Annotated in this window: 18 protein-coding genes; 7 read left to right on the forward strand and 11 right to left on the reverse strand. The window is 36.2% G+C overall.

The annotated features are described in order from the left end of the window. Positions 1-184: 184 nt before the first annotated feature. The 3 genes from EYD45_RS15395 to EYD45_RS15405 form a co-directional block, all read right to left on the reverse strand. Positions 185-397, reverse strand: a complete 213-nt coding sequence (locus tag EYD45_RS15395) for a DUF6515 family protein (RefSeq protein ID WP_130965487.1) — start codon at positions 395-397, stop codon at positions 185-187. A 137-nt stretch (positions 398-534) separates the two neighbouring features. Beyond that, the gene (locus tag EYD45_RS15400) at positions 535-1,044 is read right to left on the reverse strand and encodes an acyl-CoA thioesterase (protein ID WP_130965489.1); all 510 of its coding nucleotides are present in this window, start codon (positions 1,042-1,044) and stop codon (positions 535-537) included. A 66-nt stretch (positions 1,045-1,110) separates the two neighbouring features. Beyond that, positions 1,111-2,046 carry an HU domain-containing protein gene (locus tag EYD45_RS15405; RefSeq protein ID WP_130965491.1) on the reverse strand — a complete coding sequence of 312 codons (936 nt, stop codon included), beginning with the start codon at positions 2,044-2,046 and terminating at the stop codon, positions 1,111-1,113. A gap of 102 nt (positions 2,047-2,148) precedes the next feature. Between EYD45_RS15405 and dprA the strand changes: the two genes are divergently transcribed. Continuing rightward, positions 2,149-3,252 carry a DNA-processing protein DprA gene (gene dprA / locus EYD45_RS15410; protein ID WP_130965492.1) on the forward strand — a complete coding sequence of 368 codons (1,104 nt, stop codon included), beginning with the start codon at positions 2,149-2,151 and terminating at the stop codon, positions 3,250-3,252. On the opposite strand, the gene trpS is transcribed toward dprA, so the two are convergent. Both trpS and EYD45_RS15420 read right to left on the reverse strand, forming a co-directional pair. Further along, positions 3,249-4,217 carry a tryptophan--tRNA ligase gene (gene trpS / locus EYD45_RS15415; protein WP_130965493.1) on the reverse strand — a complete coding sequence of 323 codons (969 nt, stop codon included), beginning with the start codon at positions 4,215-4,217 and terminating at the stop codon, positions 3,249-3,251. The two genes, dprA and trpS, sit on opposite strands and share 4 nt — an antisense overlap. Before the next feature lie 88 nt (positions 4,218-4,305). Then, the gene (locus EYD45_RS15420; protein WP_130965495.1) at positions 4,306-4,548 is read right to left on the reverse strand and encodes a GlsB/YeaQ/YmgE family stress response membrane protein; all 243 of its coding nucleotides are present in this window, start codon (positions 4,546-4,548) and stop codon (positions 4,306-4,308) included. Positions 4,549-4,613: 65 nt separating this feature from the next. Between EYD45_RS15420 and EYD45_RS15425 the strand changes: the two genes are divergently transcribed. After that, the gene (locus tag EYD45_RS15425) at positions 4,614-5,351 is read left to right on the forward strand and encodes a lysophospholipid acyltransferase family protein (RefSeq protein ID WP_130965497.1); all 738 of its coding nucleotides are present in this window, start codon (positions 4,614-4,616) and stop codon (positions 5,349-5,351) included. An 84-nt stretch (positions 5,352-5,435) separates the two neighbouring features. Here the strand turns inward: EYD45_RS15425 and EYD45_RS15430 are convergent, their stop codons facing one another. The 4 genes from EYD45_RS15430 to recA form a co-directional block, all read right to left on the reverse strand. Then, positions 5,436-7,034 (reverse strand): hypothetical protein, encoded by a 1,599-nt coding sequence (locus EYD45_RS15430; RefSeq protein ID WP_130965499.1) that lies wholly within the window; start codon positions 7,032-7,034, stop codon positions 5,436-5,438. Continuing rightward, positions 7,034-7,576, reverse strand: coding sequence for an RNA polymerase sigma factor (locus tag EYD45_RS15435; RefSeq protein ID WP_130965500.1), 543 nt, complete (start codon positions 7,574-7,576; stop codon positions 7,034-7,036). Before EYD45_RS15435 ends, EYD45_RS15430 begins: the two co-directional genes overlap by 1 nt. 28 nt (positions 7,577-7,604) lie before the next feature. After that, positions 7,605-8,012, reverse strand: a complete 408-nt coding sequence (locus EYD45_RS15440) for a hypothetical protein (protein WP_130965501.1) — start codon at positions 8,010-8,012, stop codon at positions 7,605-7,607. 183 nt (positions 8,013-8,195) lie between these two features. Further along, positions 8,196-9,197 carry a recombinase RecA gene (gene recA, locus EYD45_RS15445; RefSeq protein ID WP_130965596.1) on the reverse strand — a complete coding sequence of 334 codons (1,002 nt, stop codon included), beginning with the start codon at positions 9,195-9,197 and terminating at the stop codon, positions 8,196-8,198. 699 nt (positions 9,198-9,896) lie between these two features. Here recA and trhO point away from each other — a divergent pair. From trhO to EYD45_RS15465, 4 genes are all read left to right on the forward strand, one after another. Then, the gene (gene trhO / locus EYD45_RS15450; protein WP_130965503.1) at positions 9,897-10,976 is read left to right on the forward strand and encodes an oxygen-dependent tRNA uridine(34) hydroxylase TrhO; all 1,080 of its coding nucleotides are present in this window, start codon (positions 9,897-9,899) and stop codon (positions 10,974-10,976) included. A 220-nt stretch (positions 10,977-11,196) separates the two neighbouring features. After that, positions 11,197-12,432, forward strand: coding sequence for a PSP1 domain-containing protein (locus EYD45_RS15455; protein WP_130965505.1), 1,236 nt, complete (start codon positions 11,197-11,199; stop codon positions 12,430-12,432). Further along, complete coding sequence (locus EYD45_RS15460; protein ID WP_130965506.1) at positions 12,410-12,907, forward strand: gliding motility lipoprotein GldH; 498 nt, start codon at positions 12,410-12,412, stop codon at positions 12,905-12,907. The genes EYD45_RS15455 and EYD45_RS15460 overlap by 23 nt, the downstream gene beginning before the upstream one ends. A 66-nt stretch (positions 12,908-12,973) precedes the next feature. Further along, positions 12,974-15,322, forward strand: coding sequence for a penicillin-binding protein 1A (locus EYD45_RS15465; RefSeq protein ID WP_130965508.1), 2,349 nt, complete (start codon positions 12,974-12,976; stop codon positions 15,320-15,322). Here the strand turns inward: EYD45_RS15465 and EYD45_RS15470 are convergent. Then, a complete protein-coding gene (locus EYD45_RS15470) occupies positions 15,319-17,280 on the reverse strand; it encodes an acetoacetate--CoA ligase (protein ID WP_130965510.1) in 1,962 nt (653 codons plus the stop codon). The genes EYD45_RS15465 and EYD45_RS15470 overlap by 4 nt on opposite strands. A gap of 452 nt (positions 17,281-17,732) precedes the next feature. Beyond that, entirely contained in the window at positions 17,733-19,406 is a 1,674-nt protein-coding gene (locus EYD45_RS15475; protein WP_130965512.1) for an ABC transporter ATP-binding protein, read from the reverse strand. A 216-nt stretch (positions 19,407-19,622) separates the two neighbouring features. Between EYD45_RS15475 and EYD45_RS15480 the strand changes: the two genes are divergently transcribed. Next, positions 19,623-26,723 (forward strand): immunoglobulin-like domain-containing protein, encoded by a 7,101-nt coding sequence (locus EYD45_RS15480; protein ID WP_130965513.1) that lies wholly within the window; start codon positions 19,623-19,625, stop codon positions 26,721-26,723. The last annotated feature ends 30 nt before the right edge of the window (positions 26,724-26,753 follow it).

The following is a 26,753-nucleotide window of genomic DNA, read 5'->3' on the forward strand; positions in this document are numbered from 1 at the left end:
GCTCGCATCTTTGCGGTTATACAAAGACAAACACCTTATGTGGATACATTAAGGTTCGTAGCTTAAATTTTAACAAATTTTTTTTGGTCGAATCATAGAATACGCGGGCTATATGCAAGCTCTATTATAATGCTAGAAGATTGACTTATCGATATAATCAAGCTCTTAAATGTGATTCAACATTTTAAACCCGGGTAATCACATAACCACGTCTTGTTTTTCGGTAATGGTTACCATTCCAAAAATAATAACGTTTTCCTTTTACGGTTACAATTTTGTAATGTCTAGGCGGTGTTTTTACAACGGTTACTGAAGCGGGTCTAGTTACCACTCTAGTGGCGCAAGACGATAGACTCATCATACAAATCGCAGAAAATAAAATAACAAAGGTTCTCATAGCATTAAGATTTTGGATTCTTTAATGTTAATAAGACTTTGGTGGAATAAAAAGGTTTAATTTAGGTATGCCAACCTTAACTTACTTCAGGTTCTATAATATGAATGATACTGCAACTAGTTAAGCATGACAAAAAACTAATCAAATAAGGCCTTAAGCTCTGTAGCGGCGCTAGGTTTTATTTTCCCAGCAAGCAGTAAACTTAGTTGTTTGCGTCGTAATGCGGCATCAAATCGTTCTTTTTCAAGCTCAGTTTCTGGTATTACTTCAGGCACCGCAACAGGACGTCCCGTTTCATCCACTGCAACAAAAGTGTAAATGGCTTCATTAGCTTTTGTTCTGGCTCCAGACTCTCTATCTTCCATCCAAACATCAATATAAATTTCCATGGATGTTTTAAAAGCACGAGACAGTTTGGCTTCAACAGTAACTACACTGCCTAAAGGCACTGCCCTATTAAAAGCCACATGATTAACAGAAGCAGTAACCACAATACGCCTACTATGACGTCTTGCAGCAATACTTGCGGCACGATCCATTCGCGCTAAAAGTTCACCACCAAATAAGTTGTTTAAAGGATTGGTTTCACTTGGTAAAACCATATCGGTCATTGTAGTTTTTGATTGTTCTGGAGTCTTTGCTTGCATCTTCATTTTTTGATGTTGCAAAGTTACATATTAAAGCAATAGCGAAAGTTGTAATTTTCTGTTAAACTAGTCCAATTTTTGCACTAGTAACCACGCATCCTTATTATGCGTTTTTTTAATGTCTCTAAGCGCTTTTAAAGCATCAAGCCTACCTTCATAACTGGCATAAACCACTTGGTGCAGACCATAACGGTTAGCACCAATTTTTCTGGCACTAAAGCCTTCAGCTTTTAACTGGGCCACTTTTTTATCGCAGTTGTCTTCAATTCTAAAAGCCCCAGCAACTATATGGTAATTTCCAGTCTGTTTGGTAACATTTAGGGTAATTGCAGGTAGCGGATTTAAACTAAACGTCGCTTTTTGAATGGTACTATCCAGTTTCTGTTTCGCTTGTGCTTCAGCTAACATATTGTGTTCCTCAATCTGGCCTACATAATATTTTGATGCCATTACACCGCCTAATGTTAACGCTATAAGGGCTACTGCAGCATATTTTAAATAACCTCTATTTTTGCGCTTTTCTGGAGTAATTACAATAGGTGCGGCTTCTTCAATTGCAGTGGCTGTTTCTTTATAAACTTCACGAGTAATTGCATTGGACTCAAACTGAGATAAACCAAAAGCATCCGTAAGATAATTTAAGTTATACGAAGGTTCAAACACTATTTTTCCTTCAGTATTAAAAATTATTTCGCCTATGTTATTAAACGTGATAGTTTCGCCTTGTGTTAAGTAAGACTTTAGGGTTTTTACACGTTTTTTAATTTTTTTTACCGCAACTTCAAAAGGTATTTTTTCAACATCCGAAATATAGCGCGCCAATAATCCATCGTTATTTTGAATTTGCTCATTAAAAGCAATTACTTTTCTGGGAGGATAAAATGAATTGGCTTCTTCATTTACGGTAGCTGATTGACGCTCTGTTAAAAATGCACCAAAGTCCGGTACAATCACACATTCGTATCTATATAATAAATCGCTAATAAAGGTTTCGAGTTGCATAAGGCAAATTTAAAAAATTATGGTTTTTATGAAATTTTTGGCTTAACTATTTATTAACAATACAAAATTGTGTTTCTTGCACTTGTAATTTATTTGTTATAAATGACTGAAAACGATTTGCTCTATACCCTTTCATTGCAACATGTACCTAATGTTGGCGATATTACAGCTAAACGATTGATTGCATATTGTGGTTCTGCTGAAGCTGTTTTAAAAGAAAAGAAAGCGCGCCTATTAAAAATTGATGGTATAGGAGAACAGGTGTTGCGAGGGTTGTTTGATGCTAGTCATCTATCTGCTGCAGAAGAGGAAATAGATTTTATAAATGATAACGGGATAAAAGTATCTTACTTTGAAGGTATCGATTACCCCGAACGTTTAAAACACTGTATCGATGGACCTATTTTGTTATTCCAAACAGGAAACATTAATCTAAATCAAAGGCATATTATCAGTATTGTTGGTACTCGAAAAATTACAGTAAATGGTATAGCGTTTTGCGAAAAGCTAATGGAGGCTCTTGTACCATATAATCCAATAATTGTATCAGGATTTGCCTATGGTACTGATATTACGGCGCATAAATTGGCCATAAAACATAATTTGCAAACCATTGGATGTTTAGCGCATGGACTTAACCAAATTTACCCTAAGGTTCATAAAAAATATATGGTTGATATGGAGAAAAATGGAGGGTTTTTCTCTGATTTCTGGAGTACATCAGAATTTGATAGAAAGAATTTTTTAAAGCGAAACCGTATTATTGCCGGTGTTAGTGAAGCTACTATTGTAGTGGAATCTGCAGAAAGAGGAGGAAGTTTGGTCACCGCTGATATTGCCCATTCCTACAACCGTGATGTTTTTGCGGTGCCAGGACGTACTACTGATCAGTTTAGTATTGGTTGCAACAATCTCATTAAATACCAAAAGGCCCATATGATGACGACGCCTTTGGATGTACCCTATATTTTGGGTTGGGAACTAGAGCATACTGAAAAACCTACAGTTCAAAAGCAATTATTTGTAGAGCTTGACGATACCGAAAAGTTGATTTATAACTATCTAAAAGAAAACGAAAAAGCAGAATTGGACATGATTGCTTTAGGATGCCATTTGCCAATTTTTAAAGCAGCAAGTATTCTTTTAAACATGGAATTAAAAGGCGTTGTAAGGCCTTTACCAGGGAAGTTGTTTGAGGTGATTTAATAACCAACCTTCTCACGAACCCTCTCTAAAACAGCATCAGCTACTTTTTTAGCTTTTTCGGCACCAACAGCTAAGGCTTTATCAATCTCATCAAGGTTATTCATATAGTAATTATAACGTTCACGAGGTTCAGCAAATTTATCAACGATTAACTCGTATAAAGCTTGTTTTGCATGTCCATAACCATAACCTCCTTTTTCGTAATTAGCTTTCATTTCAGCAATTTGGTCTTCATTAGCCAATAAACTGTATAAGGCAAAACAGTTACAAGTTTTCCAATCTTTGGGATCTTCTAGTGGCGTGCTATCTGTCTTGATAGACATAATTTGCTTGCGTAGTTTTTTATCTGCTAGAAAAATATTGATGATATTATTTCTACTCTTACTCATTTTTTCACCATCGGTACCAGGAATGAGTTTAGTGTCTTCTTGTATCTTGCCTTCTGGTAATACAAACGTTTCTCCTACTTGTGCATGAAAACGAGAAGCTACATCACGCGTCATTTCAATATGTTGTAGTTGGTCTTTGCCAACAGGGATAATATTAGAATCATATAACAAAATATCAGCAGCCATTAGCATCGGATATGTAAATAAACCAGAATTTACATCTTCTAGTCTATCAGCTTTATCTTTGAAACTATGGGCAAGCGTTAACCGTTGGTATGGAAAAAAGCAACTTAAATACCAAGACAATTCTGTAACTTGAGGGATATCACTCTGTCTATAAAACACGGTTTTTTCAATATCTAATCCAAAAGCCAACCATGTAGCAGCGGTAGAATAAGTGTTTTCTCTTAAAACTGCGGCATCTTTAATTTGTGTAAGGGTGTGCAAATTTGCAATAAATAAAAAAGAATCGTTTTTAGGGTCTTCAGCCATTTTAATGGCGGGCATAATTGCGCCTAAAATGTTTCCTAAATGTGGTGTTCCTGTACTCTGGATGCCTGTAAGTATGCGTGCCATAGATTTTTGATAATGCGCAAATTTACTGATAAGTTATGCAATAAAAAAAGTGGCTTATGCCACTTTTAAGAAATATATGAATGGCTGGCTATTTTTTAAATAATCCTGCAACAAATAAAATTACCGAAGCACCAATCGCTCCTGTTAAAATATCTCCTATTATACCATCTAATAGGGAGATGCCTAATGTTGCAAATAACCAATTACCTACGATACCACCAATAATACCTAGCACTATGTTTAGCAATAACCCAAAGCCACCGCCTTTCATTAATTTACCGGCTAACCAACCAGCAATAGCACCAATTAGTAAAGAATAAAGCAATCCCATGATTAATAGTTTTAAAAGTTAATATGTTTAAAGATAATTAAATTATAATAGTATTTTTGATTGGTATGAAGGTTTTAAAATATCTTTTTTGGATTGTATACCGCATTTGGTTTTACATTTTAGTAGCATTGCCTATTTTGGTATTATTTCCTATTCTTCTTATTTCTATTTCTAAGGAATCATGGTATCCTTTCTTTTTTAAACTGGCACGAGGTTGGGCGAAATTCATCTTGATTGGTATGGGATTTCGCTACAGTATTGAACGCGAACAAGTGCCAGAAAAAGGCAAAAGCTACATGTTTATTGCCAACCATACCTCTATGGCCGACATCATGTTGATGCTGGTTGCTGTTAAAAACCCTTTTGTATTTGTTGGTAAAAAAGAATTGGCAAAAATCCCGCTTTTTGGTTTTTTCTATAAACGCACCTGTATTTTGGTAGATAGAAGTTCGGCAAAAAGTAGGCAAGCGGTATTTTTAAGAGCACAGCGACGTTTAAAACAAGGACTGAGTATTTGTATATTTCCTGAAGGAGGTGTGCCAGAAGAGCATATTATTTTAGATGAATTTAAAGATGGCGCATTTCGGTTGGCCATAAACCATCAAATACCGATAGTGCCACTTACCTTTGCGGATAACAAGAAACGTTTTTCTTATACGTTTTTTAGTGGAGGCCCGGGAAGAATGAGAGCTAAAATCCATAAGTTTATTCCAACAGAAGGGTTAGCTATCGACGATACTAGAAATTTAAACGAATCTTCAAGGACTATAATTTTAAGTCAACTACAACACTACAGTAAATAAAAAACCGCTCTTGGGGAAAGAGCGGTTTTTTCAAGACATCAACTTTCGAGCTTAAGGAAAGCTGACATCAATCTAACCAAAAACCTAAAATTTAATTCCGAATCCGGTGTAAACCCCAATAAAGAAGGGTTGAAAATCACCAGATGTATTTCTAAACGTATTAATTTGATATTTGAACATCGGTTCTAAATTCAAATTTATTTTTTCTGATACTTTATAATTTAAGCCCAAACCAAAGTTGGCACTATAACTAGTATTATTAATATTATCACTACCCTCAACAGAAGTGCGTTGTCCTTCAACCATAGAAAATGCTTCATAATTATTTAAGAATAACGAACTAAATCCACCAATAACATTAACACCAAAACGTTTTTTAGATAGCGCATATTGTAATTCTAATGGCACTTCAATAAAACCAAACGATTGATTTATACTGGTATTAGTAGTTTCAAAGTCTGCTATACTACTCGATTTAAATGTTGTAGCACTCATTATTACAACGTCATCACCAACGTTTAAAGTAGATGCATCTGCAACATTCTCGGTAACATTGCTACTTAGCGTGTTTAGTGTTCTGGCACTAACGCTAGCATTAATAGTGTTAAAGGCAACAACATCGTTGGTGTTATAACCTAAATTAACGCGGTTAACACCAGAGCGAACGGTTAGCCTATCGTTAATTGCGTAACTTGCATTAATACCAAAACTCATATTAACTTCTCCGCTTTTGGAGTTATTGGCAAATTGCTCTCCCATCGAGGAACCTTTTCCCAAACTACTAAAGTATACTGGAGCTGCATTTGGGGCAATACTCCATTTATTTACCGCTGCAACTTTTGTCTTTTCTTCTTCAAGAAGCGATTTGTTTTTGTTTATAGCATCTTCAATAGACTCTTTTTCTTCCTTGGCATCATTCTTAACAACTTGCGTCGCATTAGTTTTTTCATTTAATTCAGTTGTTTTCTCTTTTGAATTAAGGTTATCTAATGCAATTGTTGTTTGATTTTGAGTAGAGGTTGGGTTTTCACTTATAATCTGAGATTTAAGCTTGCCTGATGCGTTCTTCTTTGTTAAATTTTCTTCTTTAGAATTGGTATTCGCAACTTCATTTTTAGGGATATGATCTTTGTAAGTGATAATTGCTGGGTTGTTATCTTTTGAAGATTTTTCTAAAGTACGCTCAACCGCTTTTTTGGTTGTCTTAATAGTTGCTACCGATGATGATTGCTTATTAGGAATGATATTCTTTTGGGTTTCTTCTACGCGATTATCCTTAGCCTTAGGTTGCATATTATTTTCTTGCGAATTTCTTTCAGTTTCAGAAGCCTCAACATCAGTGTTATCTATCGCAACAGCACTATTTTTATCTTCAACATTTGTATTGTCATTATTTTGAAGATTGTCGTTAATGTTATTTTCAGTGTCTGTTTTTTCAGTATCCACAATTTGCGGGGTTATATCTTGAGTAGATTCGTCACTAAAAAATGATTTACCAATAGTGAACATCAACAATAAAAGTGCGGCAACACCAGCATAACGCCACCATATAGGTATCACTCTACGTTTCTTCTTATTGTTAAGTTTCGATTCTATTTTATCCCAAACAGCATCATCAGGTTGTACTTCAAAATCTTTGAAGCGTTCCTGAAATAATCTATCTATATGTTTTTTATCTCCCATTATAAGGATTGTAGGTTTTGCTTTTCGTTATGTTCTTCTATAGTTTGCTTCAAAATTTGTCTTGCTCTGGCTAAGTTAGATTTTGAAGTGCCTACAGTAATTTTTAGCATTTCTGCTATATCTTTATGCGAATACCCGTCAAGGGCATATAGGTTAAACACCAATCTGTACCTATCGGGTAATTCTTGTATGATTTGTAGAAGATAATCAACAGAAACTTCATCCTCGTCTACTTCAACTTCTACATCCTCTATTATATTTTCATTTATTATGTCAAAAACTTTTTCGTTTCGGTAGCGTTGTAATACAGTATTTACTGTAACTCGCCTTAACCAGCCTTCAAAAGAGCCTTTGTGCTTATACTGTTCAATTTTACTAAAAATGGTTAAAAACGCATCTTGTAAATTATCTTCTGCCTCAACGTAATTGCGCGAATACTTTAAGCATGTAGAAAATAACTTGCCCGAAAAGAGCTTATATAATTCTCCTTGTGCTTTGGTATCATTGTTTTTACATTTTTCTATGAGTTGGTTTAAACTCAAATGACACAGAAATTAGTTTACACTTCGTTTAGTTTGTTACTGGTACTTCAATCTCTAAAAATATATCCTCATCATTATCATCTTTACCCTGCCAAAATTTAAAAACATAGGAACCATTGCTTGTTACCTGAAAATTAAAGGTAGCGGTAAGCATACTGTCGGTTAAATCTTCACAATTGTTTTCCTCAAACACAGTATTTATTACAGCAACTGTTCTTTCGTTATTTTCCTTTAAATAGTAAAAATCCCTAAATATATGGCAACTGGTCGGTCTTTCATAAGTTACCGTAATTGGGTAAACTTCTCCAATGGTAAATTCGTCTGGGATATCAACACTTTCTATAGGAAGTATTTCGAAACTAAAATCAGGTGCATCATCAACACTACATGAAAACAAAGCGGCTACAAGAAAGCTTAAAATTAAAAACTTTTTCATCTGCTAATCATTTATTTACTAATTGTCAGATGTGATTTGTCTTAGTAAATCAAGACAAATTTTCATAACAATTTCAATTTGGGTTTAACTAATCTTTATTCTAAGATGCAAAATGCATTAAAAGGTTGCGTATAAAAGTAAAAAATCCCGCGTTAACGGGATTTTTTAAAATTAATAAAGACGTTATTCGCCTTTTATGACTTCTTTAATCTTCTCTTCCAGTTCTTCAAATAGTTCTGGATTGTCTTTAATTATAGCTTTTACAGCATCTCTACCTTGGCCTAACTTAGTATCGCTATAACTAAACCAAGAACCACTTTTCTTAATAATATCGTGCTCTACGGCAACATCCAGTATTTCTCCAACTTTAGATACGCCTTCGCCATACATAATGTCAAATTCGCACATTCTAAATGGTGGCGCTACTTTGTTTTTTACAACTTTTACCCTGGTTTTATTTCCTAAAACCTCGCCATTACTGTTTTTAATTTGTGTTGACCTGCGAATGTCTATTCTAACAGATGCATAAAATTTTAGCGCGTTACCACCAGTAGTTGTTTCAGGATTACCAAACATTACGCCTATTTTTTCGCGTAACTGGTTGATGAAAATAACAGTACAATTTGTCTTGCTAATGGAGGCGGTTAGCTTTCTTAAAGCTTGAGACATTAAACGTGCATGCAAGCCCATTTTAGAGTCGCCCATTTCACCTTCAATTTCGCTTTTAGGCGTTAATGCTGCAACGGAATCTACCACAACGATATCAATGGCACCAGAGCGAATTAAATTATCGGCAATTTCTAAAGCTTGTTCACCATTATCAGGTTGGGAAATGATAAGGTTATCGATATCGACCCCTAATTTTTCGGCATAAAACCTATCAAAAGCATGTTCTGCATCAATAAAGGCCGCAATACCACCTGCTTTTTGCGCTTCGGCAATAGCGTGTAGGGTTAAGGTGGTTTTACCTGATGATTCTGGTCCGTAAATTTCAATAACACGTCCGCGAGGATAACCGCCAACGCCCAATGCAATGTCCAATCCTAGTGACCCTGATGGAATGGCGTCCACATCTACCACAGCGGCATCGCTCATTTTCATTACGGTGCCTTTACCGTAAGCTTTATCTAGTTTATCTAACGTTAATTTTAGCGCTTTTAATTTTGCTTCTTTTTCGTTGCTCATTATATCTTTTTCTGTAAAATTATTCATGCTAAAATACTATAAGTTTCTAGATGTTACAATAATAGTTTTCAACATAAATAAGAGAAATTTGATAGTTGTTTTTATGCTGAAAAAAATTTTTTTCTGATGTAGACGCAACCTTTTAGTTTTTTCTGCATCTATTTAACAAAGTGGGTAAAATTTTGCTGTGAAAAGGAAAGAATTTTGATTAAAACCCCATTTACATAAAGGCATTTGGCGTTTCAATTGTTGTATATCAGATTATAGAAAATTGTTAAGCCCGTTGCAGTGAGCTCTTGTTAAATTTATTTGTGAAAAAGAAAAATTTTAATGACGAGTTACTCAAAAAAAGCACTTCGTTCCTAATAGAAGTGCTTTTTTTATGAGTAAAACCCAAAATACTAAAGTTTGAAAAACGCATAGTATTTTATGGTTGAACTCATCCCGACAGAGGCGGGATGCGTTTACTTTTCCAAATAGTTTAGTGGCATAGATTTTTAAATGACCTTGGCGGATAAGTTGCGCTAGGGATAGAGGCATTTGTTGAAGCTCCCCGACGCAGGAGGGAGCGACTGCCGAAAGCCCGACCCGACCGAAGGAGGGTAGCGCCCAAATTATACTATTGAAATTAGCATACTTACCAATAAATTGTACTTTTGTGCTTTAAAATATTTCTTAACCTTAAAAAATTAGTATAGCATGCAACTGTACAATACATTAAGCGCGAAAGAAAGAGCAGAATTAATCGAAAAGGCTGGCAAGGATCGATTAACACTTTCTTTTTACAAATATGCCAAAATTGAGAATCCTCAAGAATTTAGAGATCAGCTTTTTATAGTTTGGAATTCCCTTGATGTTTTGGGTAGAATTTACGTAGCTACGGAAGGCATTAATGGACAATTATCGCTTCCTGCTGATCGATTTCAAGAATTTAAGGATCATTTAGATACTATTGATTTTTTAAAAGGTATCCGTTTGAATATTGCTGTAGAGCAGGACAATATGTCTTTTTTAAAATTGAAGGTGAAGGTGCGCCATAAAATTGTGGCGGATGGTTTAAACGACGATACGTTTGATGTGACAAACAAAGGTGTTCATGTTGGTGCAGATGAGTTTAATGCACTTATTGAAGACGAAAATACGGTTTTGGTGGATATGCGAAACCATTACGAGAGCGAGATTGGGCATTTTAAGAATGCGGTAACGCCAGATGTGGATACTTTTAGGGAATCTTTGGATATTATTGAGGACGATTTAAAAGCACATAAGGAAGATAAAAACTTGGTAATGTACTGTACTGGTGGTATCCGTTGTGAAAAAGCGAGTGCTTACTTTAAACATAAGGGATTTAAAAATGTGTATCAGTTGGAAGGCGGTATTATTGAATACACCCGACAGGTGAACGAGAAAAATCTTGAGAATAAATTTATTGGTAAAAATTTTGTGTTTGATGAGCGTAGAGCTGAAAAAATAAGTGAAGATGTAATAGCACAATGCCACCAATGTGGTGAGCCTTTTGATGTGCATACCAATTGCGCTAATGATGCTTGCCATTTATTATTTATTCAATGTGATGCTTGTAAGGAGGAGATGGATAATTGTTGCTCTGCAGCGTGCAAAGAGATACATGCTTTACCTTATGAGGAGCAAAAAGCACTGCGTAAAGGCCAAGGGAATAGCAACGATATTTTTAAAAAAGGGCGCGCAGACCATTTGCCATATAAGAAGGATTTGAGGAATATTTTTGAAACATTGAAACACGACAAGCCTAAAGCATAGGAAACATTGTTATTACTTTTAATAGGATTATAGCGTTCAAAATTGGCTCCGTCTTAATATAATTTTGGTAAATGAGTGCTAGAGATTGTTAATCCTCTTTTTTAAGTACCGATATAATCATATATTTACATCTTAAAGCACTTTTCTGTGTTTTAATGGAAATCAGGTATGAATCTCCATTCGTAATAATTTAATTATTAACGAATTCAATATATAAAATATGGCTTGCGCAAGTTGCTCAACTAAAGACGGCTCTCCAAAGGGCTGCAAAAATAATGGTACTTGTGGAACAGACAGTTGTAATAAACTAACCGTTTTTGATTGGTTAGCAAACATGTCTCTTCCAAATGGTGAAAAACCTTTTGATTGGGTTGAGGTTCGTTACAAAAACGGCAGAAAGCACTACTATAAAAACACCGAAAATTTAACCTTAAGTATTGGCGATATTGTAGCTACTCAGGCTCAGGCAGGTCATGATATTGGTATGGTAACACTCACTGGAGAATTGGTTCGTGTACAAATGAAGCGCAAAAATATTTCTCCTGAAGGCGAGGATATTTTAAAAATCTATAGAAAAGCTTCCCAAAAGGATATTGATATTTGGCAAAAGTCTCGCGACAGGGAAGAGGCTATGAAAGTAAAGGCGCGCCAATTTGCAATTGACTTAAGGTTGCAAATGAAGATTTCTGATATTGAGTTTCAAGGCGATGGCAGTAAGGCCACATTTTATTACACCGCAGAAGAGCGTGTAGATTTTAGAGAACTTATAAAAGTTTTTGCTAGAGAATTTAGAACACGTATTGAGATGCGACAAGTAGGCTTTCGTCAAGAAGCCTCAAGACTTGGAGGTATTGGCTCTTGTGGACGTGAGTTGTGTTGCTCTACATGGTTAACTGATTTTCGCTCAGTAAGTACCTCGGCGGCACGTTACCAGCAATTATCTTTAAATCCGCAAAAACTCGCAGGACAATGTGGAAAGCTCAAATGTTGTTTAAATTATGAGTTGGATACCTATTTAGATGCGTTAAAGGAATTCCCAAAAACAGATATAAAACTTCAAACTGAAAAAGGAACTGCAGTTTGCCAAAAAACAGATATTTTTAAAGGGCATATGTGGTATGCCTATGAAGGTGAATGGATGAATTGGCATAAAATTACGGTGCAACAGGCCAATGAAATCATTGAAATAAACAAGCAAAATAAAAAAGTAGTTAGCCTTGAAGAATACGCCTTAGATCTTGCTGAAGATACTAAAGCAGCCTTTGAAAACGTTGTGGGACAAGATAGTTTAACCCGTTTTGATAGTCCAAAACGCAATAAAAAACGTAGAAATAATAGAAGAAGAGGAAATCAAGGCAATAAAAAACAGGCGTCTAACAACAATAATTCAAATAAAAATAAAAGGAGACGAAACAATAAAAGACAACCTCAAAATGCTAAGAACAATCAAAAATAGTGTCTTAGCACTACTATTGTTTTTTTGTATCATGTCTTGTGATAAAAACCGAGTTTTTGATGCCTATAAGGCCCTACCTGACACATGGCACAAAGACACTATAGTCAATTTTAAAATTAACCCACCAGATACTATTAACCCATATAATTTATTTGTAAACCTTAGAAACACTAACGCCTATAAATACAACAATTTATTTTTAATCGTTGAGATGACTTTTCCTCATGGAAAAACCATTAAAGACACGTTAGAATATCGTATGGCAGAACCCTCAGGAAAGTTGTTGGGTACTGGTACAACCGATATAAAAGAAAATAAATTATGGTATAAGGAAAACGTTGTTTTTACTGAACCTGGCGAATATGAAGTACGTATTCAACACGCTATGAGAGAGAGCGGCAAAGTAAGTGGCGTGATTGATTTAGAAGGTATTACAGATGTAGGTTTTCGGGTTGAAAAACCAAATAATAATTAAACAGTAACATCGCATAAATTTTGCCCAAGGCGAAATAGTATCATGATGTATTAAAATTTATAGTAGATGGCAAAAGCAAAAAAAGAAACGGCACCAGTTGAAGGTTTTTCAAAATATATCAGATGGTTTTGGATGGCGTTTTTAGGTGGAATTCTTGCGGTAATCCTAGTGTTTTTACTGGCATCTTGGGGCGTTTTTGGTGAAATGCCAGACCACACTGTGCTAGAAAACCCAAAAACGAATTTAGCAACTGAAATCATATCGTCGGACGGACAAACCTTAGGGAAGTTCTATTTTAATGACAATAGAACACCTGTGGGTTATGATGAATTATCTAATCATTTAGTAGATGCATTGATTGCTACAGAAGATGCAAGATTTCATGACCATGCAGGTATAGATGCAAGAGGAACGTTGAGAGCAGCTTTTTTCTTAGGAAGTAAAGGCGGTGCTAGTACTATTTCGCAACAATTAGCCAAATTACTTTTTCATAGAAGAGAAAAAGCCAATTTAATTGAGAAATTATCTCAGAAAGTTAGAGAATGGATTATAGCTACACGTTTAGAGAGACAATATACGAAGGAAGAAATCATATCGCAATACTTTAATATTTATGATTTTGGGAATAATGCGGATGGTATCAGAAGTGCTGCAAGTATTTATTTTGATAAAGAGCCAAATGAATTGAGTTTAAAAGAGTCTGCAATGCTAGTTGGTATGTTTAAAAACTCGTCGCTATACAACCCCAGAAGAAATCCTGTTGGTGTAAAAAATAGACGAAATGTGGTGTTAGCGCAAATGCAGAAGTATGGCTACATCAATGAAGCACTAAAAGATTCTCTACAAGCAACAGAGCTCGATTTAAAATACACACCACAATCCCACCGAGATGGAATCGCTACCTATTTTAGAGGTTATTTAGCAACGTTTATGAAGGATTGGATTAAAAAGAACCCAAAGCCAGATGGTACAAAATGGAGTTTATACAATGATGGGCTAACGATTTATACAACAATAGATTCGCGCATGCAAAAGTATGCCGAAGATGCAGTACAACAGCACATGCCAAGGTTGCAAGCAGAATTTTTTGTACAGAATACTCCTAAGCGGAATCCAACAGCACCATTTTTAGAGTTAGAAAAAGAAGAGATTGAAGATTTAATGAAACGCTCTATGCGTCGCTCAGAACGCTGGAGACACATGAAATACGATTTAAAAAAGCAGGATAAAGAGATTATTGAATCTTTCCAAAAGCCTGTTGCAATGTCGGTTTTTACATGGAAAGATGGTAAACCCTCTGAAATTGATACCATTATGAAGCCAATGGATTCTATGCGGTACTATAAATCGTTTTTAAGAACTGGTATGATGTCGATGGATCCACGTACCGGTCATGTAAAAGCTTGGGTTGGTGGTATGGACTACAAGCATTTTCAATATGATATGGTGAAACAAGGGAAGCGTCAAATAGGATCTACCTTTAAACCACTGGTATATACGGCGGCGATTGACCAATTGCATTTTTCTCCATGTGATGAGTTTCCTGATACACCTTTTTGTATAGAAGCCAACAAATATGGCAACCCTGAAGAGTGGTGTCCTAAAAACTCTAATAACGATTATGGTGGAAATAGAAGTTTAAAGAATGCATTAGCTAATTCTGTTAACACAATAACCGCACGATTGATTGATAAAGTTGGCCCTCAAACTGTAGCAGATTTAGGAAAGAAATTGGGTATAGAATCTGAGATTCCACCAGTACCGTCTATCGCTCTTGGTGTTCCAGAAATTAGCGTTTATGAGATGGTTGGAGCTTACTCTGCATTTGCTAATAAAGGTGTATACACCAAACCTGTAATGGTTACAAGTATTGAAGATAAAAATGGCACTATTTTATATCAGTTTAAACCAGAAACGCGGGACGTATTGAGTGAAGAAACAGCCTATGTAGCCACGAAACTTATGGAGGGTGTTACACAATCTGGTTCAGGAGCAAGATTAAGAACTAAAGGAGCAGATTCTTATAGAGCTGATTACAGAGAGATTGTAACGGGTTATCCTTACGAATTCACAAACCCAATTGCTGGAAAAACAGGGACTACACAAAACCAAAGTGATGGTTGGTTTATGGGGATGGTGCCCAATTTAGTAACTGGTGTTTGGGTAGGAGGGGAAGATAGAGCTGTACATTTTAGAACCATTACCTACGGCCAAGGTGCAGCAATGGCACTGCCAATATGGGGTTTGTATATGAAAAGCTGTTATGCTGATGAAGAATTAAATATTTCTAAGGAAGAATTTGAAGAGCCTAAAAATCTTTCCATTACTGTGGATTGCTCTAAGACAACCGGGAAAACTGTAATAGATGCTGATGATTTAGATGATGATGAACTTCCTGAGGATTTAGAATTTTAAATCTGTTTTGCAAACTCGATAAAGAAATCAACAGACTCTGGATTGCGCATAGCGTCTAAATTAATAGAGGTTTCAATTGGCATTTTCAGCAAAATCTTTTTGATGGGAGCTTCCATTTTTTTACCGCTAATGGTATATGGAATATCTGCCACTTCAATAATGTCGTCTGGAACGTGTCTTGGAGAATAATCGATTTTTAACTGTTGATTGATATCAGATTTTAATGCTTCAGACAACTCAAAATTCGGTTTAAGTTTTACAAACAAGGGCATGTAATGCTTGCCTTCTTCTAATTCAAGATTTATGATTAAGGCGTCTTCAATAGCAGAAATTTTATTTACGGCACTATATATTTCGCTTGTGCCAATTCTAATACCATGTCGGTTAAGGGTAGCATCAGAGCGTCCATAAATTACCAAGCCTCCCGTTTTAGAATTTATTTTGATAAAATCCCCATGTCGCCATTTTCCAGGATAGTCTTCAAAATAAGACGCTTTGTATCTGGAATTATCTTTATCATTCCAAAAATAAATGGGCATTGAGGGCATGGGCTTATCAATAACCATCTCTCCCAATTCATCTTTCACTGGTATTCCTTTATAGTCTAACGCATGTAGTGAAACGCCCAAAGCTCTACATTGAATTTCTCCAGAGTAAACGCCACTGAAAGGTGTTCCTCCAACAAAAGCGGTACATACATCTGTCCCTCCAGCCATAGAACATAGCCATACATTTGTTTTTATATTTTCATACACGTAATCAAAAGCTTCAGCAGGTAACGGCGCTCCTGTAGAACTGATAGAACGGATTGAAGACAAATTATGCTCTTTTTTTAGATCGAGTTTCTTTTTCATATTAGCCACCAAAAAAGGTGCACTAGTACCAAAATGATTGATTTGAAGTTTATCTGAAAAGCTCCAAAGCGCGTCAAATTTAGGATATGTTGGAGAACCGTCATACAATACAATTGAAGCTCCCATAAGTAGTGCAGATTGTAAAAAATTCCACATCATCCAACCTGTTGTAGTGAACCAAAAGTAGCGTTCACCAGGTTTTGTGTCGTTATGAAATGCCATGTATTTATAATGCTCTAATAAAATACCGCCATGAGAATGTACAATAGCCTTAGGTAACCCAGTTGTGCCAGAAGAATACAACACCCAAATTGGATGATTGAAATCTACTGGTTGGAATTCAAGATGACCACCTTCCATTTCAAAAATGGAATTAATATCTATATAATAGTCTTCAGAAAAATTATTAAGCGCATCTGTACTTAAATAAGGTAATACTACTACTTTTTTTAAGGAAGGAAGTTGAGCAACTATCTCCTTTACTGTTGCTGTTTTATCATATGGTTTTCCATTATACTTATAACCGTCAACAGCGATTAGCACTTTAGGTTCTATTTGAGCAAAACGATTCACAACGCTTTCGGTCCCAAAATCTGGAGAGGTGCTGGACCAAACCGCACCCAAAGCATTTGCAGCAAGAAAGGCTATGGTAGCTTCTGGCACATTCGGTAAAAAGGCCACTATACGATCACCTTTAGTAACACTTAATGATTTAAAATATGCCACCATTGAAGACACTTTCTTTTCAAGTTCTCCCCAAGAGATTTCTAGATGTACACCGCTCTCATTACTAAAATGAATAGCGGTTTGCTTTGATTTTGCAACTCTGAAAATATGTTCAGCATAATTTAAAGTTGAGCCTTCAAACCAGTTACAGTTAGGCATATTATATGATGATAAAACTTTAGTATACGGTGAATGCGATTTTATTTTGAAATAGTGCCAAATGCTTTCCCAGAAATCTTCAATATGATCTGTAGACCATTTCCATAACTCGTGATAGTTTTCAAATTTTAAGTTATGATTTTCATCAAGCCAATTGCAATAATCCTGTAACTTACTTTCCTCCTTAAACTGATGTGTACCTTCCCAAAGCTTTTTCATAAAACCTTAATAAATTTCTTTATCAAAGATAAAGTTTATATAAATCATAAATGATTAAAAAATATATGTCTAAGAATAGTGATATAATATTTATCGATGAAATGTTAAAATAAATTACACTTCATCGATTTTATATGTTTTTTATCGTTGTTTTTGAAAAAAAAGTAGATATTAGCTGTCCCAAATCAACCAATTTAAAAATAGATTTTTCCCCAAATCTGTCATAAACTTAAAAACTTATAGATATGGCCCCAAATCTACCTGAACAACCTACAAAAAAAGAGAGTAAATTCAAGGAAACATTAAATGATCAAATAAGATTTGTTAAAGGTTTTCTTTATCTCACTAAAAAAATATTCATGCTATAAGGGACATTAAGTCTTGCATGTTTTTTTTAAAACTTGTTTAAAAATTTTGATGATTTTTCGTCTGGTTTTTAAGCAAGTTTGTTTTTAAATACCTTTTGGAATCGCGTCAATTAATTTCTGTGTGTATACTTTTTGGGGATTTGCATAAATAGCATCGGCATCCCCTAACTCTTCTATTTTACCTTCATTCATAACAAGTAATTGGTCTGCCATGTATTTCACCACAGCCAAATCATGAGATATAAAAATATAGGTGAAGCCAAAATCAGTTTTAAGCTCATTAAGTAAATTTAAAACCTGTGCTTGTACTGAAATATCCAAAGCTGATACGGATTCATCACAAATAATAAGTTTTGGCTGTAGTGCGATAGTTCTGGCAATACCGATACGTTGCCTTTGTCCTCCAGAAAATTCATGAGGATAGCGGTTAAAGACATCTTCTGATAAACCAACTCTATCTAGAATTTCTAGTACTCGTGTTTTTCGCTGCTCGTCAGAATCATAAAGTTGATGCACTTTCATAGGTTCCATAATGGCTTTACCAACAGGAATTCTTGGGTTTAATGATGCAAACGGATCTTGAAAGATAATCTGAATGTCTTTCCTTAAGGCTCTAGTCTCAGAAGTTGAAAGCTTTGTAATATCAATACCTTTATAAATAATAGCTCCTGAGGTAGCTTTGTCTAACTGTAAAATGGCATTTCCTAAAGTAGATTTCCCACAACCAGATTCTCCTACCAAACCTAAGGTTTCGCCTTCATATAATTGAAAAGTTACACCATCTACCGCTTTAAACGAAGCTGGTTTAGAAAACCAACCTGATTTTGAGACATATTCCTTTTCTACATCAACAATTTCAAGCAATGGTGGCTGCCCATATAATTTTTTATGCTTTTTTTTACGTTCTGTTGAAGTTATAATTTCAGACTTTGAAGTATTGTTTAAAAAATCTTCAATGGTTGGCAATAATTTTAACCGTTCATCCAACGAAGGACGCGAGTTTATCAAAGCTTTGGTATAATTGTTTTGAGGATTCTTAAAAATGGTTTTAATGTCACCTTGTTCTACGATTTCACCTTTATACATTACCAAGGCCCTATTGGCAATTTCAGAAATCAGAGCTAAGTCGTGCGTAATGAAGATGATACTCATTTGGGTTTCAGTCTGAAGCTCTTTCAACAGATTGATAATCTCTTTTTGAACTGTAACATCCAGAGCCGTAGTGGGTTCATCTGCAATTAAAATATCGGGTTTACAGGCAATGGCCATGGCAATCATAACGCGTTGTTTTTGCCCACCTGAAATTTCATGAGGATACGCTTTATAAACGCGTTCGATATTTGGAAGCTTTACCTTTTCAAATAAGGAAAGTGTTTCACCTTTAGCCTCATTTTTTTTAAGACTAGTATGTTGCAACAATATTTCCTGAACCTGTTTGCCACAGGTCATGGATGGATTTAAAGAACTCATCGGTTCTTGAAAAATCATTGCGATTTTACAACCTCTTATATCTTGAAATGCCTTATTGGAAAGTTGTGTTAAGTCTACTTCATTATAAAGAATTTGTCCACTAGAAATTTTTGAAATACGCTTGGGAAGTAATCCGAGAATTGCTAGTGAGGAAACAGATTTTCCCGACCCAGATTCGCCTACAATACCTAGAATTTCATTTTTATTAAGGTGATATGAAATATTATGAATGACTTCATTTTCATTAAATGCAATAGAAAGATTTTTGATAGATAAAATAGGAGCCATTTAAATATTAAAAAAGAAACTATCAAATATACTAAAATAGAATTTCTATGTTTTATTCATAGAAGCAAACACACGTGTAAGTTTTTTCTTTGTAGCAAATATGGGTTTCCCATAAAATTGATAAATAGCTCAAAATCAGCTAAAAAAGTGAGGGTTTTCTGAGAATAAAATACTATTTTCATCGGGTATATTAATCTTTTTAACCAACCAACCCTCATGAAAAAGTTTACTTTATGTCTCGTTGCGCTATTCAACGTACTCTTCATTTTTTCGCAGCAAAATGATGCTCCAAAAAGAATTTCGATTGCTAACCCTTCTCAATTTACTATTCAAAAAATTCAGAAAGCGGGTATAGATTTAAGTTGTGGCCCAAGGTTTATAAACAATAACTTGGAGCTGGAATTAAGTTATGCCGAAATACAAGAACTACAGAAAAGCGGTGTTAATTATCAGGTTTTAATTGATGATTTAACAACCTATTACAGCAATAGAAATGCTTTTGACCTTCCAATTGCTAAAAACCAGCTAAGAAGCTTAAAGAAAAAACCAAAAAAACAGGCCAGTGGGTCTCTAACTCAAAAAAGTTTGAGTTTACAGAATATTCTAGTCGGCAATCCAACTCAGCATGATGAATGTGAAGAAATTAATTGGCCCGTACCTACAAATTTTCAACTAGGTAGTATGGGTGGTTGCTTAACTGTAGATGAAACTTTAGCACAATTAGATTTAATGCGCAGTTTGTACCCAAACCTCATTTCCGTTAAAACGGATGCTTCACCTACTGGACAAACTACTCATGGTAATTCCACAGGAGGAACTACATGGTTAGGGCAAACAGTATATTACGTAAGAATTTCTGATAATCCAGATATTGATGAAGCCGCAGAACCTGAAACGTTGATTACTGGGATGATTCATGCTAGAGAGGTTAATAGCCTTATGAATATTATGTACTTCATGTGGTATATTCTAGAAAACTATGATAGCGACCCTTTTATTAAGAATATAGTTGATAATCAAGAATTATATTTTGTGCCAATAATTAATCCTGATGGATTACGTTGGAATGAAGTTATTGCACCAAACGGTGGTGGCTTACAAAGAAAAAATTTAAGACCCGGAGTTGCAGATAATGGCAGTACAAGTACATCAAATAATGTAAGAGGAATAGATTTAAATAGAAACTTTAATTATTACTGGGGTTTTGATAATTCTGGTTCTTCACCTACACAAAGTAGTAATACATACAGAGGTGCATCTGCTGGATCAGAACCTGAAACCCAGATAATTCAAGATTTCGTAGCTCAACATGATTTCAAAGTTGGAGTAAATCATCATTCGGGGTTAAATTCTATTGTAACTTCCTCATACAATGGCAGTCTTTCGGCAGCAGATTCAGGTCGTGAAGATGAATACGCGAAGATATGTCATGACTTAACACATTACAACCGTTATATTTATGGTTCAGCGCCTAACACGTTAACAGCAGCTAATGGTGATGCGAACGATTGGATGTTAGGAGGTCCCGCGGTTACATCTGGAGGACAAACCAGTTCTGGTTCAGGAAAAGACATCTTAGCTTTTGCTCCTGAAAATGGAGACGATTTTTGGCCTTTACCTTCACAAATAACCCCTATTGCTCAAAGTGCTGTACGAACGAATTTCCTTTCAGTATTGTATTCGGGGAAATTTGCAAAACTACACGACCTAAATTTTAGCGCCATTTCTTCTACATCAGGAAATTTAACTTTTGGTGTTGAATATTTAGGAAAAACATATGATGACATTACACTAACGGTTACTCCAGTTTCTTCCAACATTACTTCAATGACATCACCGTCTACTCAAACTGGTTGGACTAAACTGGAACAAAGAAATTTAACAGTATCTTATACTTTAGCCGCAGGAATTCAACCAAATGATGAAATTGAATTTCAAGTAACTTTAAGTAACAATGATTTTGTGCTTTATCAAGCGAACTATGTTAAATATTATCAATCTAACGTATTGTTTGCTGATAATCCTGATGCCACTGGAACATCTAATTGGTCTACATCAGGAGGTAGTTGGGGAACAACTTCTGACGCTTATTCAGGTTCGGCTGCAATAACAGACTCACCTTCTGGTTCCTACTCTAATAACGAAAACAAAACAATTACCTTAAACTCCTCTATCGACTTATCGGGAACCTCGCAGGCGTTAGTTCAATACTACGCTAAATGGGATTTAGAGCGTAATTATGATTTGGTACAAATTGAAGCAAGCACGAATGGAGGTGGTAGTTGGACTGCCCTTTGTGGAAATTATAATAAACCAGCTGCCGGATTTGATACCAATTTTCACTTAAATAAAAACACTTCAACTTTTAGAAACCACCAATCTACCAATGGAGATATTGTGTACGATGGAGATACCATGGATAAATGGGTGATGGAGGAAATTTATATTAATGCCACGGAAAATACATTTTTGTTAGGGCAAAGTAATGTGCAAATCCGTTTCAGATTAAAAAGTGATAGCGTTAATAGAGAAGATGATTTAACCACTACTTTTGATGGGTTTACTTTTGATGATTTTAGAGTAATTAGTATTGAGACACCATGCGTATTGTCAATTCCTACAGCTGTTGCGACAAATAATGTTACAGAAACAGGAGCTTCCATTACATGGGATAATATTCCATCCTCAATTTATGATTTAAGGTATCGTGAAGTTGGTACTCAAAACTGGAATGATGTTAATGGATTATCTACTCCAAATTACGACATCACAGGTTTGGCAAATTTAACGGACTATGAAGTACAAGTTCGTGCAAACTGTGGGGCAAATAGTTCGGCATACTCCAGTTCAATTACATTTACAACTTTAGATGTACAGTTAAATTATTGTGCTTCAGCAAGTACTAATGTAAATGATGAATATATAAGTAGAGTACAATTGAATACTATTGATAATGCTTCTGGACCTTTGTTTTATTCAGATTTCACTAATATTTCTACACCGTTAGAAAAGGGTTCTCAGTATACTATTACTATTACACCAACTTGGACTGGACAAGTATATGCTGAAGCATACTCAGTTTGGATAGATTACAACAGGGATGGAGACTTTGAAGATGCCGGAGAACAAGTGTTCACACAAAACCCAACTAATGCAACTAGTGTTAGCGGCAGTTTTACAGTGCCCTCAAGTGCAGTAGAAAATTCAACGAGAATGCGTGTTTCTATGCAATATAACCAAATCCCTGCATCATGTCAAACCTTTCAATATGGTGAAGTTGAAGATTATACTATTGTAATTGAAGGTGCTGGTCCAGATGTTACACCTCCATTTATAACATTGAACGGCACAACTCCAGTAAACGTTACGCTTGGTAGTGCTTATACTGAAGAAGGTGCAACAGCAACCGATAACCTTGATGGTGATATTTCAGCAAATATTGTTGTGGGTGGAGATACAGTAAACACTAATACTTTAGGAATTTATGTGGTAACTTACGATGTAAGTGATGCTGCAGGAAATGCTGCTGCACAGGTAACGAGAACTGTAAATGTAGTTGATGCAATTCCTGGATGTTCAGGTGGAATTACAGCCTACCCTTACTCAGAAGGGTTTGAAGTTTCCATAGGAGCTTGGACACAAGCTTCTGGAGATGATTTAGATTGGTTGGTAATTTCTAATAATACACCTTCTAATAATACGGGGCCATCTGGTGCTGTAGAAGGCAGCAGTTATATTTATGTTGAAGCATCAGGCAACGGAACAGGATATCCAAATAAGAGAGCTATTATTAATTCGCCATGTTTTGATCTATCGGCTGCTAGTGCTGCGGATTTTAGTTTTCAATACCATATGTTTGGAGCTGCTGATATGGGTACTATTGATTTAGAAGTTAGTAATGATGATGGAGCAACTTGGTCGAGTATTTGGAGTCAGTCTGGAAATCAAGGTAATTCTTGGTTAACGGTTAATATTGATTTAGACACTTATGCTGGAGGAAGTATCCAGTTACGTTTTAACAGATTTGTAGGCAGCACGTGGCAAGCAGATATTGCTTTAGACGATATTAACTTAACCACGGTTGAACAAGACACCACCGCTCCAGTGATTACCTTGGTGGGCACATCGCCAATAGATTTGAATGTTGGAGACACTTACACAGAACAAGGTGCCACGGCTACGGATAACATAGATGGTGACATTACAGCCAATATTGTAATAGGAGGTGATATTGTAGACACCAATACGGCTGGTACTTATGTGGTAACCTATAATGTAAGTGACAATGCAGGTAATACGGCGACACAAGTAACGAGAACGGTAAATGTTATTCCTGACACCACCGCACCAGTGATTACCTTAGTAGGCGCATCGACAATAGATTTAGATGTAGGCGGTACATATACAGAACAGGGAGCTACGGCTACGGACAATATTGATGGAGATATTTCAGCCAATATTGTAATAGGAGGTGATGTGGTGGACACCAACATAGGAGGCACTTATGTTGTAACCTACGATGCAAGTGATGCATCAGGCAACCCAGCAACACAGGTTACCAGAACGGTGAATGTTATTCCTGACACCACCGCCCCAGCGATTACTCTAGTAGGCGCATCGACAATAGATTTAGATGTAGGCGGTACATACACAGAACAGGGTGCCACGGCAACAGATAATATTGATGGTAATATTACAGCCAACATTGTAATAGGCGGCGATACCGTAGACACCAATACGGCTGGTACTTATGTAGTAACCTATAATGTAAGTGACAATGCAGGAAATCCAGCGACACAGGTTACTAGAACCGTAAATGTCATTCCAGACACCACCGCCCCAGTGATTACCTTGGTAGGCGCATCGACAATAGATATAAATGTTGGCGGTACATATACAGAACAGGGTGCAACAGCAACGGATAATATTGATGGTGATATTTCAGCAAATATTGTTATTGGAGGTGATCTGGTGGACACCAACATAGGAGGCACTTACGTGGTAACCTACGATGTAAGTGATGCAGCAGGCAACCCAGCAACACAGGTTACGAGAACGGTAAATATTATTCCTGATACAACAGCCCCAGTGATTACCTTGGTGGGAGCATCGCCAATAGATTTAAATGTTGGAGACACTTATACAGAAGAAGGCGCAACAGCAACAGATAATATCGATGGTGATATTTCAGCAAATATTGTAATAGGAGGTGATACGGTGGACACCAACACAGGAGGCACTTATGTTGTGACCTACGATGTAAGTGATGCAGCAGGCAACCCAGCAACACAGGTTACGAGAACGGTAAATATTATTCCTGATACAACAGCCCCAGTGATTACCTTGGTGGGAGCATCGCCAATAGATTTAAATGTTGGAGACACTTATACAGAAGAAGGCGCAACAGCAACAGATAATATCGATGGTGATATTTCAGCAAATATTGTAATAGGAGGTGATACGGTGGACACCAACACAGGAGGCACTTATGTTGTGACCTATGATGTAAGCGACAATGCAGGCAATCCAGCAACACAGGTTACCAGAACGGTGAATGTTATTCCTGATACAACAGCCCCAGTGATTACCTTGATTGGAGCATCGACTATAGATTTAGACGTTGGGGCAACATATACTGAACAGGGTGCTACGGCCACTGATAATATAGATGGCGACATTACAGCCAACATTATAATAGGAGGCGATACGGTAGACACTAATACGGCTGGTACCTATGTAGTAACATTTAACGTAAATGATAATGCAGGCAATGCAGCGACACAGGTTATCAGAACGGTGAATGTTATTCCCGATACAACAGCTCCAGTGATTACCTTGGTAGGCGCATCGACAATAGATTTAGATGTGGGCGGTACATACACAGAACAGGGTGCCACAGCTACGGATAATATCGATGGCGACATTACAGCCAACATTGTAATAGGCGGCGATATAGTAGACACGAATACAGCTGGTACATATGTAGTAACCTACGATGTAAGTGATGCGGCAGGCAATCCAGCAACACAGGTTACGAGAACGGTGAACGTTATTCCAGATACTACTGCACCAGTGATTACCTTGGTAGGCGCATCGACAATAGATTTAGATGTAGGCGGTACATACACAGAACAGGGTGCCACAGCTATTGACAATATAGATGGTGACATTACAGCCAACATTGTAATAGGAGGCGATACGGTGGACACCAATACGGCTGGTACATATGTAGTAACCTACGATGTAAGTGATGCGGCAGGAAATCCAGCAACACAGGTTACGAGAACGGTGAACGTTATTCCAGACACCACCGTGCCAGTGATTACCTTGGTGGGAGCATCGACAATAGATTTAAATGTTGGAGACACTTATCCAGAACAGGGTGCCACAGCTATGGACAATATAGATGGTGACATTACAGCCAACATTGTAATAGGCGGCGATATAGTAGACACCAATACAGCTGGTACATATGTAGTAACATACAATGTAAATGATAATGCAGGAAACCCTGCCACAGAAGTTACACGTACTGTTAATGTAAACAGTGTTCCAACTGATGTAGTATTACATCAAGGATTTTTTGAATCTGGCTGGGACGGATGGATAGATGGAGGTACAGATTGTGCTAGACGTAATGATTCAAGATCTTATGAGGGAAATTTTTCGATAAGAATTCGTGATAATTCAGGAGTCGGCTCTTCAATGACATATTCTAATGTTGATTTAACTTCATTTGCTGAAGTGCAGGTTGACTTCTATTTTTATGTATATAGCATGGAAAATAATGAAGACTTTTGGTTGCGCTTTTTTGATGGATCTTCTTGGATAACGGTAGAGACTTGGGCTAGAGCTATAGAAATTAACAATAACACATTTTATAATGCTACGGTAGTTATACCTGCATCTGTTTATAATTTCTCATCAAATTCCGGATTTAGATTCCAATGTGATGCATCAGGAAATGCGGATCAGATATTTATAGATCAAGTTACAATTACAGGGTTTGGATCTCCTACAGGTAGTGGTAATACTCTAGTAAATTTAGGTGGCACCACGAAAACAGGTATAGATAAACAAGTTGAGGAAGAAGAGGAATTTATAGTATATCCTAATCCAGTCAAAGGAGAATTCATAAATGTGAGTGTACCAGGAACTTCGAATTTTGATTATAAAGTCATTAATATGATTGGACAAATTGTAGCAGAAGGTAAATCTACTGGAAAAATAAAGGTAGATAGAATTGAGAGCGGTGTTTACATGTTACAAGTTTATGATGGAGATGAACTTTTAACTAAACGGATTATAAAAGAATAATTAATAGTAAAATAGATTCATAAAACGTCC

This window comes from Hyunsoonleella flava (genome assembly GCF_004310325.1).
GTDB classification, from domain to species: domain Bacteria; phylum Bacteroidota; class Bacteroidia; order Flavobacteriales; family Flavobacteriaceae; genus Jejuia; species Jejuia flava.